Raw genomic sequence first — 14,049 nt, 5'->3', positions numbered from 1 at the left:
ATAAATTAGCGCATTTATGCAGCAGAAAAATAGAAGAGGGGCAGTTCAAGAGAGAATGGAAGGATCAATATGTCATCGAATTTAGTTAAAGGCACTGCCATCTTGACGATCGGGCTCTTTCTATCGAAAGCGCTTGGTCTCTTATATGTAATCCCATTTTATGCCATTGTCGGAAAAGAGAGCATCGGGCTTTATCAATACGCATACATACCGTATAATATCGCGCTTTCCCTTGCGATTTCGGGAGCGCCGCTCGCCTTTTCAAAATACACTGCAAAATATAATGCACTCGGCGATTATGCAACCGGTCGGAAATTGATGAAATCGGGAATGGTTGCCATGGCGCTTACCGGAATTGTTTCGTTTCTCATCCTTTACTTCATGGCGGAACCGATCGCCCATATGGTACGGAAAGATGATGAACAAATCTTTACGATTGATGAAATCGCTTCGGTCATCCGCTGGGTCAGCTTTGCCTTGATTGTCGTGCCCATCATGTCTCTCGTGCGGGGCTTTCTGCAAGGGTACCAAAAGTTCGAACCGACTTCCGTCTCCCAATTGGTGGAACAGATTGTCCGGATCATATTCGTTCTTGCCGGGGCTTTCATCGTTGTCAATTTCCTGCATGAATCCCCTCGGACGGCAGTCAGCTTTGCAGTATTTGCCGCATTTATCGGTGCATTGGCGAGTCTATTCGTCCTCTATTTATATTGGAAGAAGTACAAGCCGGAGTTCGATCATTTATTGGCCAATAGTCCACCTGCCGACAATGTGTCGTTCCGGAATATGTACAAGGAATTATTCGCTTATATTTTTCCGTTCATATTGGTCGGGGTCATTAATCCGCTTTATCAATTTGTCGATATGGTCACGTTCAATGAAGCGATGGTTTCCATCGGACTGGCCAAAGTTTCGGATATTTACTTATCGATGCTGAACTTTCTGACACATAAGATTGTCATGATTCCTGTCATGGTGGCGACCGGATTTTCCATGGCGCTCATCCCGGTAATTACAAGTTATTATGCAAAACAGAATCAGAAAGGGATTGTCCGCTCCCTGGATCAGACGTATCAGATCATGCTGTTTCTAACAGTTCCGATGGTTATCGGACTGATTGTCCTGTCCAATGAATTTTATCTATTCCTATATGAAAAAGATGAAATGGGAGCGGCCGTCCTCGCTTATTATGCCCCGGTAGCCATCTTGTTCGGGCTCTATACAGTAACAGCTTCGATTTTGCAAGGGATCGACCGGCATAAGTGGATCGTCTTCACGTCACTTCTCGGGCTGTTATTGAAATTGGCATTGAATATCCCGCTCATTAAACTATTTGAGACGAATGGCGCCATTTTGGCAACGGCAATCGGATATACGGTTGCGGTCGGAACTAATATCGTTATCATTACGAAAACTTTGCAATACCGTTCTCAAATGGTGGTCCGCAGATTGATTCTGATCGGTATTTTGAATGCCATCATGTTAGCGGCAGTCCTGTTGACATTGAAAGTATTGAACCTGTTCGGCGGGGCAGACAACAAAATACAGGCCCTTCTTTATATTTTCGTTTGTGCGGCAGTCGGCGCCGGCGTGTATGGTTATCTATCTTTAAAGATCGGCCTTGCCCAAAAGCTGTTCGGCGCCCGTCTCAAGCGGCTGACGTCGAAATTCGGTCTGTAGGAGGTCAATTCATTGCGATTGGATAAATTATTGGCAAATATGGGGTACGGTTCCCGCAAGGAGGTCCGGCAATTGTTGAAGACCGGCTCCGTCCGGGTCAATACAGAAACGGTGAAAGATGCCTCGGCTCATGTGGATCCTCACCAAGATGAAGTATCCATCCTCGGGGAGCGTGTCTATTATAAGGAATTCATCTATTTGATGCTGCACAAGCCGCAAGGGGTCATTTCCGCGACGGAAGACGGGAGGGATCGCACGGTCGTCGATCTGCTCGATGCGGAGGACCGCCATTTCAATCCTTTCCCGGTCGGCCGATTGGATAAGGATACCGAAGGGCTGTTGTTGCTGACGAATGACGGGAAACTTGCCCATAATCTTTTGTCTCCGAGAAAAGAAGTGCCGAAAACGTATTATGCGCATATTTCAGGTGTCGTGACGGAAGAGGATGTAGTCAAATTTGCTGCCGGCGTCACGTTGGAGGATGGCTATTTGACGAAACCTGGAATGCTCAAAGTATTGAAGTCCGATGAACAATCGGAAATCGAACTGACTATTACGGAAGGGAAATTCCATCAAGTGAAGAGGATGTTCGAGGCGGTCGGGAAACGGGTCATCTATTTGAAACGATTATCGATGGGACCGCTTCAGATAGACGCCTCATTGTCGATCGGCGAGTATCGAGAGCTGACCGAAGAGGAATTGAAGTCGTTATTGGCGCTTGTAAACAAGGAAGAGAGCTGAACCCGTACAAAGCGGCTCAGCTCTCTTTTTCTGTCTAGTTAAGTGCGACAAACTATCGTGCGGTTATGAAGGTAATTTCACTTTCTTTGCTGTTGTTGTCCATTTACCGCGGACCGGGCTGGTGATGAGTTCGTTATATTCCAGAACGTTCAAATCCCTTTGTACCGTGCGGTGAGTGATGCCAAATTCCTCGACCAAAGTGTCAGTAGAAACCGTACCGTTATCCAGGATGTATAGATAGACATCCTTGATGCGGGTAAGCATACGATCCGTAGTTGATTTCAATTTTGGACCACTCCTTCATCATCATTTTCCAAAAAACGAATGGACATGAGACTTATGAATGTTACTTGGCAATAGGTGAAGTTATTTTCCGAACCTGCACTTCCTTTAACTACTATATAATGTATCGGATGAATCTTCCGATAATATCAGTATAACGTATTTTTCAAGCAATTGCATAAATAATTTGTAAAAGGGCTGTAAATTATTGCGGAATAGTGATTGGGTCCATGTTGGCTGAATGAATTAGCGATTTAGGACAGTTGGTTCTTTCTTTTATTGTCAGGACATGTGAAAATGTAAGATGTCGGATGAAGGTGCGTTGCAGTCCGGTTTGAAGGCCGTTTAAGATAGATTTATATACAACTGTGGAGGGAAAGAGAATATGACAGTCTATTTCGTGGATGGGCAGTTTGTAGAAAAGGAACATGTTTCGATTTCTGTAGATGACCGGGGCTATTATTTCGGAGATGGTGTCTATGAAGTGATTAAAGTGTACGATGGAGACTTGTACACGGGCGAAGAGCATATTGCACGGCTGTTTGAGAGTGCGGCAAAGATCAAGTTGACCATCCCTTATTCGGAAGCGCAGTTGATAGAGATGGCAAAGCAATTGGTCGTTTCCAATTCGATTTCAGTTGGCCATGTATATATGCAAGTGACACGCGGAGTAGCCCCGCGCGTCCACCAGTTTCCGAATCCTGCGGCCGCGCCGATGCTCACGGCCTATGCGTTAGACGGTGCAAGACCGACTGAAGAAATGCAAAAAGGCGTCAAAGTGAAATCGGTCGAGGATTTCCGCTGGTTGCGCTGCGATATTAAGAGCCTCAATCTGCTGGCGAATGTCATGGCGAAACAAGAGGCGGTCGAGTCCGGTTGCAAGGAAGCGGTTTTTGTCCGTGATGGGTATGTGACGGAAGGCGCTTCGACAAATATGTTCGGCGTGAGAGATGGTGTCCTTTACACACATCCCGCGAATAATTTCATACTGAACGGGATTACACGGCAAGTCGTGTTGCGGTTGAGCCGGGAGCTGGGAGTGGCCGTTAGGGAAGAGCCGTTCACTTTGGAAGCAGCTTTAGTGATGGATGAATTATTCATGACTTCCACGACATTGGAAGTGATGCCGATTATCCAACTGGATGATAAAATGATCGGCTCGGGACGTCCTGGCGAGATCACTTTGCAATTGCAAAAAGCGTTTGCGTCTCAAATCTCGACAGTCGCGACGGGTGCATGAGGAGTAGCGAGGGGTGAAAGTGTATGGCACAGTTGGTGAAATTGCTCGATTATATTTCACGCTATGAACAGGATCTTTCGCGGTATCCGACGCAGTTCATCCGCTTGAAGACATACCAATGGGATCGGATGAAACGGCTTTGGGAGCACGGGGAGGATCTGACCGAGTGGCAGCAGGAGAAGGAAGACGTCGAAGAGCCGGAAGCAATACGATGGTACTCGCCCTTCCTTCGTCTTTTCGGCAAGAATAAGGCGGTCGGGGAAGAGGAAGTGCAAGAGGAAAAGACGGAGGAGGAAGAAGAACATTTCGGATTCAATCCGAACATCATCTACAATCCATCTGACCTTCAGCAATTGCGCAAACTCTATTTAGATCAGCTTTTCCATTTCCAGATCAAGTGGGCGAGCTCGACGCTGATGGACAAGTCAAGGGTGGATCCGCGTTATATGCGGGATTCGCTGTTGCGCAGCTTCGCCCAGGATTTGCCGGACAGTTATTTATTGTTCTACTATCCGATTCTCGTCATTAAAAAAGCTCCCGTGGAACTGGACATCCTCTTGGTGACCCCGATCGAATGCCTCTGCATCACGGTGTTGGAGAGGGAGGATGTAGCGGCGTTCATCGGCGGGGGCGATAAATTCTGGACGAAGAAGCTCGGCGAGAAAGAGTCGAAAGTATTAAATCCGCTTATTGCATTGAACCGGATGGAGAAAATCGTGGCGGGCATATTCAAGGCCAATGACATTGATTTCCCGATTAAAAAGTATGTAATTTCCCGGAATGGTTATATTGATTATCCAGGAACCGCATATGATGTCCAAATGATCGACCGGCGCAATTACGCCGAGTGGCTCGCGGCGATCAAAAGATCGTCCGTTCCGATGAAACATACCCAGTTCAAAGCTGCCCAGGCCATTTTGGACGTCGGTCAGACGACGGCGGTGAGCAAACTGGTCGAGGTGGAAGAAGATCAGTTGAAGGAAGAAAAAATGTAATATAAAGGAAAGAGTGTTTACTTATGAGGCTTCGCAATAAACCATGGGCAAAGGATTTCATGCAGGAACATCCTGACGTATTGATCCTGGAGCCTGAACAATTGAAAAACGGTTGGCATTCGCAATTTGGCAATGATCATCCGATCCACGTCGAGGTGGGCACTGGAAAAGGGCAATTCATCATCGGGATGGCGTTGGCGAATCCTGATGTTAACTATATCGGCATCGAGCATTTTGACAATGTCATCGTCTCCGCTTTGGAAAAGGCGATTGAAGCGGACAAACCTTCGAATTTACGCTTAGTCCGTGCCAATGGGGCGGACTTGGAAACGATGTTCGACAAGGGGGAAGTGGACCGGATGTACTTGAACTTTTCGGACCCTTGGCCGAAGACGCGCCACGCCAAACGGAGATTGACACATGAGACATTTTTGCGCCGCTATGAATCGGTTCTTGTGCCGGGCGGGGAAATTCATTTCAAAACGGATAATCGGAAACTGTTCGAGTACTCGCTCGTCTCCATGTCCGCCTATGGCATGAAGTTGCTCGATGTCGCATTGGATTTGCATGCCGATATGCCGGAAGATAATATCATGACTGAATATGAAGAGAAGTTTTCGAAAAAAGGCCAACCGATCTACCGGTTGGAATCAAAATTTGTTACGCTATAACAGATATTGCTTTGTGGATTTGAGCGATTTCTAAAGACACAAAGTAGCTGAGATGTAACTGATTTAGGGACAAAGGGGATGGTAAGATGGATCGATTTACTTTTCACGGAATGGAATTGACATGGCTCAATGGCGGGATCAATTTCTTGGATGGGGGAACGATGTTCGGGGTAGCTCCGAAAGTGCTCTGGTCCCGGAAATACCCAGCAGATGAAAATAATTTGATCGAGCTGGTGAACCATCCGATTCTCATCCAATCTGAAGGGAAGAATCTCCTGATCGACACGGGGATCGGGAAAGGGAAGTTGGATGAAAAACAGAAACGGAATCTCGGCTTGACCGAGGAATCGAAAATGGACGAACAGCTGGCGACGCTCGGCTTGAAGCCGGAGGACATCGATATCATCATGATGACCCATCTGCATAACGACCACGCAGCCGGCTTGACCGGTTGGAGGAATGGAGAATTAGTCTCGCTTTTCCCGAACGCCGACGTCTACGTCACCCAAATTGAATGGGATGAGATGCGCAACCCGAATATCCGCTCCAGAAATACATATTGGAAAGAGAATTGGGAGCCTGTGCAGCATCAAGTGAAGACATTTGAGGACAGTATCACGATTTTGCCGGGCATTGAAATGATCCATACCGGGGGACATAGCGAAGGCCACAGCATCGTCAAATTGACACAAAACGGGGAAACAATCCTGCACATGGCTGATATCATGCCGACCCACGCGCATAGCAATCCGCTATGGGTACTGGCGTTTGACGACTATCCGATGACTTCGATCTATGCAAAGGAACGGATCATGAAAGAAGCACTGGCCGGCGGGTATAAGTTCATCTTCTATCACGACGCGGTCTACCGCTTGGTCCAATGGGACGAAACCGGGAAAGAGATCATCGAATCCGTGCGAAGAACGCATTATTGAAATAAGGGGGATGGCCGGGAACGAGCGAAACGTATTCGCTTCCCCGGCCATCTTTTTTCTATGATCCTTTTTGTAAAGACCGATAAATTCTGTCAGATGTTGATGTCTTCGGACAAGTGCTGATAACTTCATCTGACTGCTGACACCCCCGCGCTCATACTTCGCGTTCCGTGCCCATATTTTCGCGCCCGCGCTCATACTTCGCGTTCCGTGCCCATATTTTCGCGTTCCGTGCCCATATTTTCGCGCCCACGCTCATACTTCCGCGTTCCGTGCCCATACTCCGTCTTCCGCGCTCATACTTCCGCGTCCTGCGCCCATATCTTCGCGCCCGCGCCCATACTTCCACGTTCCGTGCCCATATCTTCACGCCCGCGCTCATACTTCGCGTTCCACGCCCATATTTTCGCGCCCGCGCTCATATTTCCCCGTCCCGCGCTTAAATTCTTCACGCCACAACTCCCATCCCATCTCCTCAACACAAAAAAGCCGCTGCCCCCCACGGAAGCAACGGCTTTCTTATCTTCAATTCCGGACTAATTCCACGACAGTCCCCGTCTTGGCATCGGCAGCGAACTCGTACTGTTCCAACTCACCGTTTTTGATACGGGAGATGCCGCCGCGATAGACATCCATCGTGATGACTTCATTCGTGAACGGTTCGGTTTTCATGACGATCCAGGATCCGTCGATCGGGCCCTCTTTTTTAAAGGCGTCTTTGACATTGTTCAAAACGGCATCTGCCGGGACATTACGATTTACGCGATCAATCGCTTCATTGACGACAATTCCAGCTGCAACCCCCGTCAATACACCCGCAAGAAATTCTTTCATTTTCATACGACGTTAAGCCCCCTCGGTATCAGTTTGTCAATAAGTGTACCACATTTTGGGGCTGGCCGTCGCGATAAATTCTGTTTTCCGCGGGGCTGAGTGAAACAATGGTATCACAAGGGCAGATGGACTACACTAAAAGGAGATATCGACTTGGGGAGGCATGGACTTATGCAGAAAGAAACGTTGGAAATGTTCAAGACTTTGACAGAGCTGCCTGGCGCGCCGGGCAATGAACAGCAGATCCGCCGTTACATGAGGACGGAGCTTGATAAATATTCGGATGAATTAATTCAGGATCATCTTGGAAGCCTGTTTGGCGTCCGGTATGGAGAAGAAGGGGCGCCTCGTATCATGGTGGCGGGCCATATGGACGAGGTTGGATTCATGGTGAGTGCCATCACGGAAAACGGGATGATCCGATTCCAGCCATTGGGTGGATGGTGGAGCCAGGTGCTGCTCGCCCAGCGCGTTGAAATCATCACCGAAACTGGTCCGGTTGTCGGGGTGATCGGTTCGATTCCGCCCCATCTATTAAGTGACGCAGTCCGCAACAAACCGATGGAAATCAAAAACATGCTGATCGATATAGGAGCCGATGATCGGGAAGATGCGATAAAGATCGGCATCCGCCCGGGCCAACAGATTGTCCCGGTTTGCCCATTCACTCCGATGGCCAACGATAAAAAAATTATGGCGAAAGCCTGGGATAATCGATATGGATGCGGCTTGGCCATTGAGTTGCTGAAAGAAGTCCATCAAGAAAAGTTGCCGAATCAGTTATACGCCGGAGCGACCGTCATGGAGGAGGTCGGCTTACGGGGGGCGCAAACGGCCGCCCGGATGATCCAGCCCGACCTGTTTTTTGCATTGGATGCGAGTCCGGCCAATGATGCGTCCGGTAAAAAGGACGAATTCGGACAGCTTGGCAAAGGTGTCTTATTAAGAATTTTTGACCGCACGATGGTGACCCACAGAGGTATGCGGGAATTCATTCTCGACACGGCGGAAACGCATCATATTCCTTATCAATACTTCGTATCTCCGGGCGGGACCGATGCCGGACAGGTCCATATATCAAATGAAGGCGTTCCGAGCGCTGTCATCGGCATTTGTTCACGCTATATCCATACGGCCGCTTCCATCATTCATACGGATGATTACGCAGCAGCCAAGGAGCTTCTCGTCAAATTGGTCAAAGCTTGTGATAGAACGACAGTGGAAACGATAAAGAACAATGTGTAAGAGAGAAGGAAACGCGGTGGACTTTGTCATCGGCTCGACAAACAAAGCAAAAGTGCAAGCGGCAGCGGCAGTCATCCACGGGCAATATCCTTCCGCCCAATTAGAGATGCGAAATGTCAATTCCGGCGTATCCGATCAGCCATTCGGGGATGAAGAGACGATGGCAGGGGCAGTCAACCGGGCAATTGCGGCTGCTAAGACGAAAAGCGGCGCAATCGGAATCGGATTCGAAGGGGGCGTCCGGATGGTGGGCCGTCAGATGTATCTATGCAATTGGGGCGCCTTGGCATTATCGGACGGAAAAGTGTTCACGGCAGCGGGTGCACAAATTCCGCTGCCATTAGAGATTGCCGAAAGGTTGTTGGCAGGCGGTGAGTTGGGACCGGTGGTGGACCGCTTTTTCCATGCAAGCGGAATTCCCCAACGGGAAGGGGCAATCGGCATGTTCACCGCCCATCTCGTGAACCGCAACCAATTATTCGAGCATATTTTATTGCTATTGCTCGGTCAATTCGAATTTTCTGAGAATCAAAACTGATAGCACGATGGTTGCAACTGCCTAGTAACAACTTTAAAATGGAGAGGGAAATCAAAATGATTGGGGGAAATCGAATGTTCCGTAATTGGAAATTCCTATTCCTAATAACGTTGTCCCTCATCCTTCTTGTGGGCTGTGGCAAATCGCTGGATGATCGAGCAACGAATGGAATCGAAGCAGCCAGAGCCGCTTTTTTAGCGAATGCCAAGAAACCGACGGAAGAAACAGATGAAGTCCGCTACTATAAGCCTGCCGGGTTCGCTGTGACAGAGGATTCGGATGCTCAAAATATAGTGTTCAATAAAGGCAATGATACGTACATCCTATTCGTCAACCCGAACGAAGAAAGGGATAGCCAGCTTTTCTATGATCTGTTGCAAGCTGATCAGAACAAAGAGATTATCGAAGAGTCGACATTCGAGGAAGCTGGAAATTTCGGTTTTGCCGCTGTCCTAGAGAGTGGCAAGGATGAATTTGAATTGATTGCGAGTGTAGGCGGGGCTAAAATGACAACTGTCTCCAAGAAACGAGATATCGAAACGGACTTGGAGGAAATGATGGAAATCGTACGGTCGGTTGAGCAGGAGTGACGTTCTGCCAATCGACCTCTTCCTGTAGACGTTACAGAATGGAAAGGTGGATGGAATATGAAATCCGAGCAACTGGTAGAACTGTTGAAAGAACGATTGCCATCCGAAAAGTTCACATGGCGATTTGACCGGAAAACCGATAAGGTGCGGCTGGAGCATACGGACTTGAAAAAAGGGATGGACATTTCGCTCCCAGAAATACTTGCGAAGTATGAAGAGAAAAAAGACCAAGCAATCGAAGAGGTCGTCTATACGATCCGCGAAACGTTCAGTGCCATGGAAAAGGAAAGTGAGGAAGGCTTTGCTGGACAAACGTCCATTTACCCGGTCATCCGATCGACTTCCTTCCCATTGGAAAGTTCCGCCGGACACCGTTTCTTGACAAAAGAGCATACAGCGGAAACACGGATCTATTATGCACTGGATCTTGGGACCACTTATCGGCTGATCGATGAAAACATGGTGGAATCGATTGGCCTGTCTGACACTGAAATTATGGAATCTGCTCTATTCAGAGTGCGATCCCTTCCGACTTCGATGAAAAAGGATGAAGTATCCGGCAATATCTATTACTTCGTCAACAACAATGACGGATATGATGCAAGCCGTATATTGAACAGCGCATTTTTGAAAGAAATGGAAAGCAAAATCGAAGGTCATATGACCGTCTCCGTTCCGCATCAGGACGTCCTGATCATCGGCGATATCCGCAATGATACAGGATATGATGTCTTGGCCCAATTGACGATGCAGTTCTTTACCGTCGGCGCGGTGCCCGTCACCTCGCTATCCTTCATTTACGAGGATGGAAAACTGGAGCCGATTTTCATCATGGCCAAAAATAGAGTGACGCGAAAGGAACGAAAGTGAAGATGAATATTTTCTATAATCCTGCTGGGGTAGGCGATGTCCTGCTCATCCAATTTTCCGCGACGAAGCCGGCAGCCGTGTTGGCGAAACGGGAAAAAGATATAGCCTGGATCCAGGATGAAAAGAGTGGGGAAGTGGTAGGGGCCAACCTCTTCCACGCCTCGACTTATATGACGATTGATGGAAAGGGGAATATCGAGGTGTCTGGCGAGCTGGTGGAACAGCTCCAAAAAGCGATCCGCGCCAATGATTCCGACTACACGCTGGACATTGACCTTTCCCCTAAGTTTGTCGTCGGAAAAGTATTGACGAAAGAAAAACATCCGAATGCGGATCGACTCAGTGTCTGTACAGTCGATCTCGGCGAGGAAACGGTACAAATCGTATGCGGCGCACCTAATGTGGAAGCCGGTCAACATGTTGTCGTCGCGAAAGTCGGGGCTGTCATGCCGTCCGGACTTGTAATACGGGATGCGGAGCTTCGCGGAATCCCTTCATCTGGAATGATCTGCTCCGCCAAAGAACTTGCCCTTCCAAATGCCCCTTCTGAAAAAGGGATACTTGTACTAGGGGACAATGAAGAGCCTGGAACTCCATACCGCTTGTCATGACCCAAAACGTACCGAACTGGTACGTTTTTCGTGTTTCTCGGATTGATTTGATTTAGACGCGGCAGACCTGTTAAAATAGATTGATTGACACGAAAAGAGTGATTGTATGAGTTGGTTCAAAAAGGTAGTGAACCGGCTGTTCGGGCCGGATGAAGAAGAAAAATTCGATGAGATTGATAGCATAGAGCAAGAAGAGGTAAAAGAGATTCCGACCGAAACGAAGACTCCGCCGTCTTTCCGCTTTCCGATCATTACGGATGCCGAAATCTACGGATGGGACGAAGAGGACGAGGAAAGGCCGGAACGGAAACCAGTTGAAAAGCCGATTGGTCGTGAAGAGGATGACTATGAAACAATACCATTATATAAGAATGAAAGATGGCCCGAGACACCGGCAACCGGAACAATACATAGAGCGGGTTCGTCCCGGCTGAAGTACGGATCTGAACCAAGTCATGAAAGGATAGCACCCAAACCTGTCCGAAAAGAGCAGAAGCCTGCATCGGCGAAAATTGAAACAAAGCGAAACGGCAGGCCGTTCACGCCGACTGCCATCCCGTCGCCTGTTTTCGGCTTTTCCAGACCGGAAAATTTGGTCGACCGTAGTATGGAAGAAGAGCGGAAAAGCGGGATATCGAAGCAGAATGTGAAGGAATGGGAGAATATCCCGGATGAACAGCCTAGCACTCTCGCAAGCTTGGTGGAGAAAGATTCGATAGAAGGAGCTGCGGCGAGGGGTTCTGAAGTTTTCACGGGAATTGCTGAAGAGGCAATCGGCCATACTACGGAAAAAGAGACCCATATTCCGTCGGCTTCTGACCATGCTATCGTGGAAGAACCTGCTGAGAGCGATTTGCCGATAGAAGAACAATCGGTAAATGAACAACCGATGGAAGAATGGATAGAGCCGGATGACGAAGATGTTTTGGAGCAGCAAATCGATGAAGGCTCTGAACGGGAGCAATCGAACTCCGATGTTGCCGATCAACTGTCCAATCTGCCTGAACCGGAACCGGTAGCGGATGAATCCACCGTTATTCCACACGAACCGGAGCTCGAGGAACCAATCATGGATGAACAGGATGAACCTATGTCCGACCCTCCTGAAAAAATGGAAGAGCCGCTTGAGGAGAGTGACGATTCCGCACAATCAGCTACAGAGCGGATTGTCCCTTTCAATGTGTTGATGTTGAAATCGGATAAAGAGAAGCTGGAGAAGATTGTGCAGGCCGAAACCAATTCCTCCACTCCCCCACAGCCGGTTTCAGGGCCGCCGGAAACTCGGCCAGAGCCTGAGCCGCCTGAAGTCGCACAAAACGAAGTGGCATCGGACGCTGTGTCGACGATGGAGCCGGAAGAGGAAGTGGAACCGCCGTATTACGCGTTCCCTTCCTTGGATTATTTGATACCGCCGGAAGACCAGGTTGAGGATTCAGAATGGCTGGAGTCGCAATCCGAAAAATTGGAGGTCGCCTTGTCCCATTTCTCCGTCCAAGCAACTGTCATCGAGGCGGTACAAGGTCCATCGGTGACCCGATTCGAATTGACGGTCGCTCAAGGGACAAAGGTGAGCAAGGTCCGGAATTTGGCGGACGACCTGAAACTGGCGCTGGCTGCCGAAGATATCCGGATTCAGGCACCGATTCCCGGCAGAAGCTCCATCGGCATCGAAATCCCGAACCGGAAGACACGACCCGTCCGAATCTCCGAAGTGATCGGCTCCGATGTATACAAAAACTCGCCATCTCCGCTGGAGGCCGTCCTCGGCTTGGGCTTGACAGGCAAACCGGTGACGATTGACCTTCGGAAGATGCCCCATGGAATGATTGCGGGGGCAACTGGCTCGGGGAAATCCGTCTGCATCAACTCGATATTGATCAGCCTGCTGTATAAAGCACCGCCGACCGATCTGAAGATGATGCTGATCGATCCGAAGATGGTGGAACTTGCCCCGTTCAACGGAATCCCCCATCTGATCAGCCCGGTGATCACCGATGTGAAAGCCGCAACGGCCGCCTTGAAATGGGCGGTCGCGGAAATGGAACGCCGCTATGAACTGTTGGCGCATGCGGGCGTCCGGGATATTGACCGGTATAACCGGCAAGTGATCGAGAGCCGGAAGTTTTCATTGAAAATGCCGTATCTATTAATTGTGATAGACGAATTGGCGGATCTGATGATGATGGCACCGGCGGATGTCGAAGTGTCCATTAGCCGGATTGCCCAGAAAGCACGGGCTTGCGGCATCCACCTCATTATTGCGACGCAGCGTCCATCTGTAGATGTCATCACCGGAACGATCAAAGCCAATGTGCCGACGCGGATCGCCTTTTCGGTTTCTTCTCAAATCGATTCAAGGACGATTTTGGATTCCCCGGGAGCCGAACGTCTTCTTGGTAAAGGGGATATGCTCTACATCGGTAACGGCCAATCCTCCGCTGTCCGTCTGCAAGGGACATTTGTCACGGATGACGAAATTGAACGTATAATAGAACATGTTCAAAACGAAGCGGAACCGGATTATCTGTTCGGCCAGGAAGACCTCTTGGCGCATGCCGCCGATGAGGAGGAAAAGGATCCGCTATATGAAGAGGCATGCCATTTCATACTCGAGCAAGGCAGCGCTTCTACATCCCTTTTGCAACGGCATTTCAGCATCGGCTATAACCGTGCAGCGAAATTGATCGACCGGATGGAGAAACAAGGCTTCATCTCAGGTCAACGGGGAAGCAAAGCAAGGGATGTCTATCTGACAGAAAACGATCTTGAGAAAATATATAAGGAATAGGCAAGCCTTTTCTTGTACATTTAATGAAA

At 48.9% G+C, this 14,049-nt stretch carries 15 protein-coding genes; 12 read left to right on the top strand and 3 right to left on the bottom strand.

Annotation, left to right across the window (positions count from 1 at the left end):
• Positions 1-69 precede the first annotated feature (69 nt).
• Positions 70-1,680 (top strand): putative polysaccharide biosynthesis protein, encoded by a 1,611-nt coding sequence (locus OXB_RS16595; RefSeq protein WP_041075658.1) that lies wholly within the window; start codon positions 70-72, stop codon positions 1,678-1,680.
• Positions 1,681-1,692: 12 nt separating this feature from the next.
• Positions 1,693-2,421 carry a pseudouridine synthase gene (locus OXB_RS16590; protein ID WP_041075656.1) on the top strand — a complete coding sequence of 243 codons (729 nt, stop codon included), beginning with the start codon at positions 1,693-1,695 and terminating at the stop codon, positions 2,419-2,421.
• Positions 2,422-2,484: 63 nt separating this feature from the next.
• On the opposite strand, the gene OXB_RS16585 is transcribed toward OXB_RS16590, so the two are convergent.
• Positions 2,485-2,706: a DeoR family transcriptional regulator gene (locus OXB_RS16585; RefSeq protein ID WP_041075653.1), complete on the bottom strand. Its 222-nt coding sequence runs from the start codon at positions 2,704-2,706 to the stop codon at positions 2,485-2,487.
• A gap of 382 nt (positions 2,707-3,088) precedes the next feature.
• Between OXB_RS16585 and dat the strand changes: the two genes are divergently transcribed.
• The 4 genes from dat (at position 3,089) to OXB_RS16565 (ending at position 6,544) form a co-directional block, all read left to right on the top strand.
• Positions 3,089-3,943 carry a D-amino-acid transaminase gene (gene dat / locus OXB_RS16580; RefSeq protein WP_041075651.1) on the top strand — a complete coding sequence of 285 codons (855 nt, stop codon included), beginning with the start codon at positions 3,089-3,091 and terminating at the stop codon, positions 3,941-3,943.
• A gap of 23 nt (positions 3,944-3,966) precedes the next feature.
• Complete coding sequence (locus OXB_RS16575; protein ID WP_041075649.1) at positions 3,967-4,938, top strand: nuclease-related domain-containing protein; 972 nt, start codon at positions 3,967-3,969, stop codon at positions 4,936-4,938.
• A gap of 23 nt (positions 4,939-4,961) precedes the next feature.
• Positions 4,962-5,609, top strand: a complete 648-nt coding sequence (trmB, locus tag OXB_RS16570) for a tRNA (guanosine(46)-N7)-methyltransferase TrmB (RefSeq protein ID WP_041075647.1) — start codon at positions 4,962-4,964, stop codon at positions 5,607-5,609.
• Between the two features lie 86 nt (positions 5,610-5,695).
• Positions 5,696-6,544 carry a YtnP family quorum-quenching lactonase gene (locus OXB_RS16565; RefSeq protein WP_041075645.1) on the top strand — a complete coding sequence of 283 codons (849 nt, stop codon included), beginning with the start codon at positions 5,696-5,698 and terminating at the stop codon, positions 6,542-6,544.
• 296 nt (positions 6,545-6,840) lie between these two features.
• On the opposite strand, the gene OXB_RS18980 is transcribed toward OXB_RS16565, so the two are convergent.
• Entirely contained in the window at positions 6,841-6,996 is a 156-nt protein-coding gene (locus OXB_RS18980; RefSeq protein ID WP_158333765.1) for a hypothetical protein, read from the bottom strand.
• 73 nt (positions 6,997-7,069) lie between these two features.
• Positions 7,070-7,384 carry a peptidase M4 gene (locus tag OXB_RS16555; protein ID WP_041075641.1) on the bottom strand — a complete coding sequence of 105 codons (315 nt, stop codon included), beginning with the start codon at positions 7,382-7,384 and terminating at the stop codon, positions 7,070-7,072.
• A gap of 165 nt (positions 7,385-7,549) precedes the next feature.
• Here OXB_RS16555 and OXB_RS16550 point away from each other — a divergent pair, with 165 nt between their 5' ends.
• The 6 genes from OXB_RS16550 to OXB_RS16525 all read left to right on the top strand — a co-directional run bounded on the left by OXB_RS16550 (position 7,550) and on the right by OXB_RS16525 (position 14,020).
• Complete coding sequence (locus tag OXB_RS16550; RefSeq protein WP_041075639.1) at positions 7,550-8,623, top strand: M42 family metallopeptidase; 1,074 nt, start codon at positions 7,550-7,552, stop codon at positions 8,621-8,623.
• Positions 8,624-8,639: 16 nt separating this feature from the next.
• On the top strand, positions 8,640-9,161 hold the full coding sequence (locus OXB_RS16545) for a DUF84 family protein (RefSeq protein WP_041075637.1): 522 nt from the start codon (positions 8,640-8,642) through the stop codon (positions 9,159-9,161).
• A gap of 74 nt (positions 9,162-9,235) precedes the next feature.
• On the top strand, positions 9,236-9,751 hold the full coding sequence (locus tag OXB_RS16540) for a hypothetical protein (RefSeq protein WP_041075635.1): 516 nt from the start codon (positions 9,236-9,238) through the stop codon (positions 9,749-9,751).
• 57 nt (positions 9,752-9,808) lie between these two features.
• Complete coding sequence (locus tag OXB_RS16535) at positions 9,809-10,621, top strand: DUF1444 domain-containing protein (protein WP_041075633.1); 813 nt, start codon at positions 9,809-9,811, stop codon at positions 10,619-10,621.
• A gap of 2 nt (positions 10,622-10,623) precedes the next feature.
• The gene (ytpR, locus tag OXB_RS16530; protein ID WP_041077028.1) at positions 10,624-11,232 is read left to right on the top strand and encodes a YtpR family tRNA-binding protein; all 609 of its coding nucleotides are present in this window, start codon (positions 10,624-10,626) and stop codon (positions 11,230-11,232) included.
• Between the two features lie 106 nt (positions 11,233-11,338).
• Positions 11,339-14,020 carry a DNA translocase FtsK gene (locus OXB_RS16525; RefSeq protein WP_041075631.1) on the top strand — a complete coding sequence of 894 codons (2,682 nt, stop codon included), beginning with the start codon at positions 11,339-11,341 and terminating at the stop codon, positions 14,018-14,020.
• Positions 14,021-14,049 lie beyond the last annotated feature (29 nt).

It is taken from the genome of Bacillus sp. OxB-1 (assembly GCF_000829195.1).
In the GTDB taxonomy this organism is placed as follows: Bacteria; Bacillota; Bacilli; order Bacillales_A; family Planococcaceae; genus Sporosarcina.
Note: the sequence above shows the minus strand (reverse complement) of the source record. Positions and strands in the feature narration are given on the sequence as shown.

Bases quoted from the DNA above. Each gene is read 5' to 3' on its own strand.
- OXB_RS16595 (WP_041075658.1), top strand. From the start codon at position 70: ATGTCATCGAATTTAGTTAAAGGCACTGCCATCTTGACGATCGGGCTC.
- dat (WP_041075651.1), top strand. From the start codon at position 3,089: ATGACAGTCTATTTCGTGGATGGGCAGTTTGTAGAAAAGGAACATGTT.
- OXB_RS16575 (WP_041075649.1), top strand. From the start codon at position 3,967: ATGGCACAGTTGGTGAAATTGCTCGATTATATTTCACGCTATGAACAG.
- trmB (WP_041075647.1), top strand. From the start codon at position 4,962: ATGAGGCTTCGCAATAAACCATGGGCAAAGGATTTCATGCAGGAACAT.
- OXB_RS16565 (WP_041075645.1), top strand. From the start codon at position 5,696: ATGGATCGATTTACTTTTCACGGAATGGAATTGACATGGCTCAATGGC.
- OXB_RS16555 (WP_041075641.1), bottom strand. From the start codon at position 7,384: ATGAAAATGAAAGAATTTCTTGCGGGTGTATTGACGGGGGTTGCAGCT.
- OXB_RS16550 (WP_041075639.1), top strand. From the start codon at position 7,550: ATGCAGAAAGAAACGTTGGAAATGTTCAAGACTTTGACAGAGCTGCCT.
- OXB_RS16540 (WP_041075635.1), top strand. From the start codon at position 9,236: ATGTTCCGTAATTGGAAATTCCTATTCCTAATAACGTTGTCCCTCATC.
- OXB_RS16535 (WP_041075633.1), top strand. From the start codon at position 9,809: ATGAAATCCGAGCAACTGGTAGAACTGTTGAAAGAACGATTGCCATCC.
- ytpR (WP_041077028.1), top strand. From the start codon at position 10,624: ATGAATATTTTCTATAATCCTGCTGGGGTAGGCGATGTCCTGCTCATC.
- OXB_RS16525 (WP_041075631.1), top strand. From the start codon at position 11,339: ATGAGTTGGTTCAAAAAGGTAGTGAACCGGCTGTTCGGGCCGGATGAA.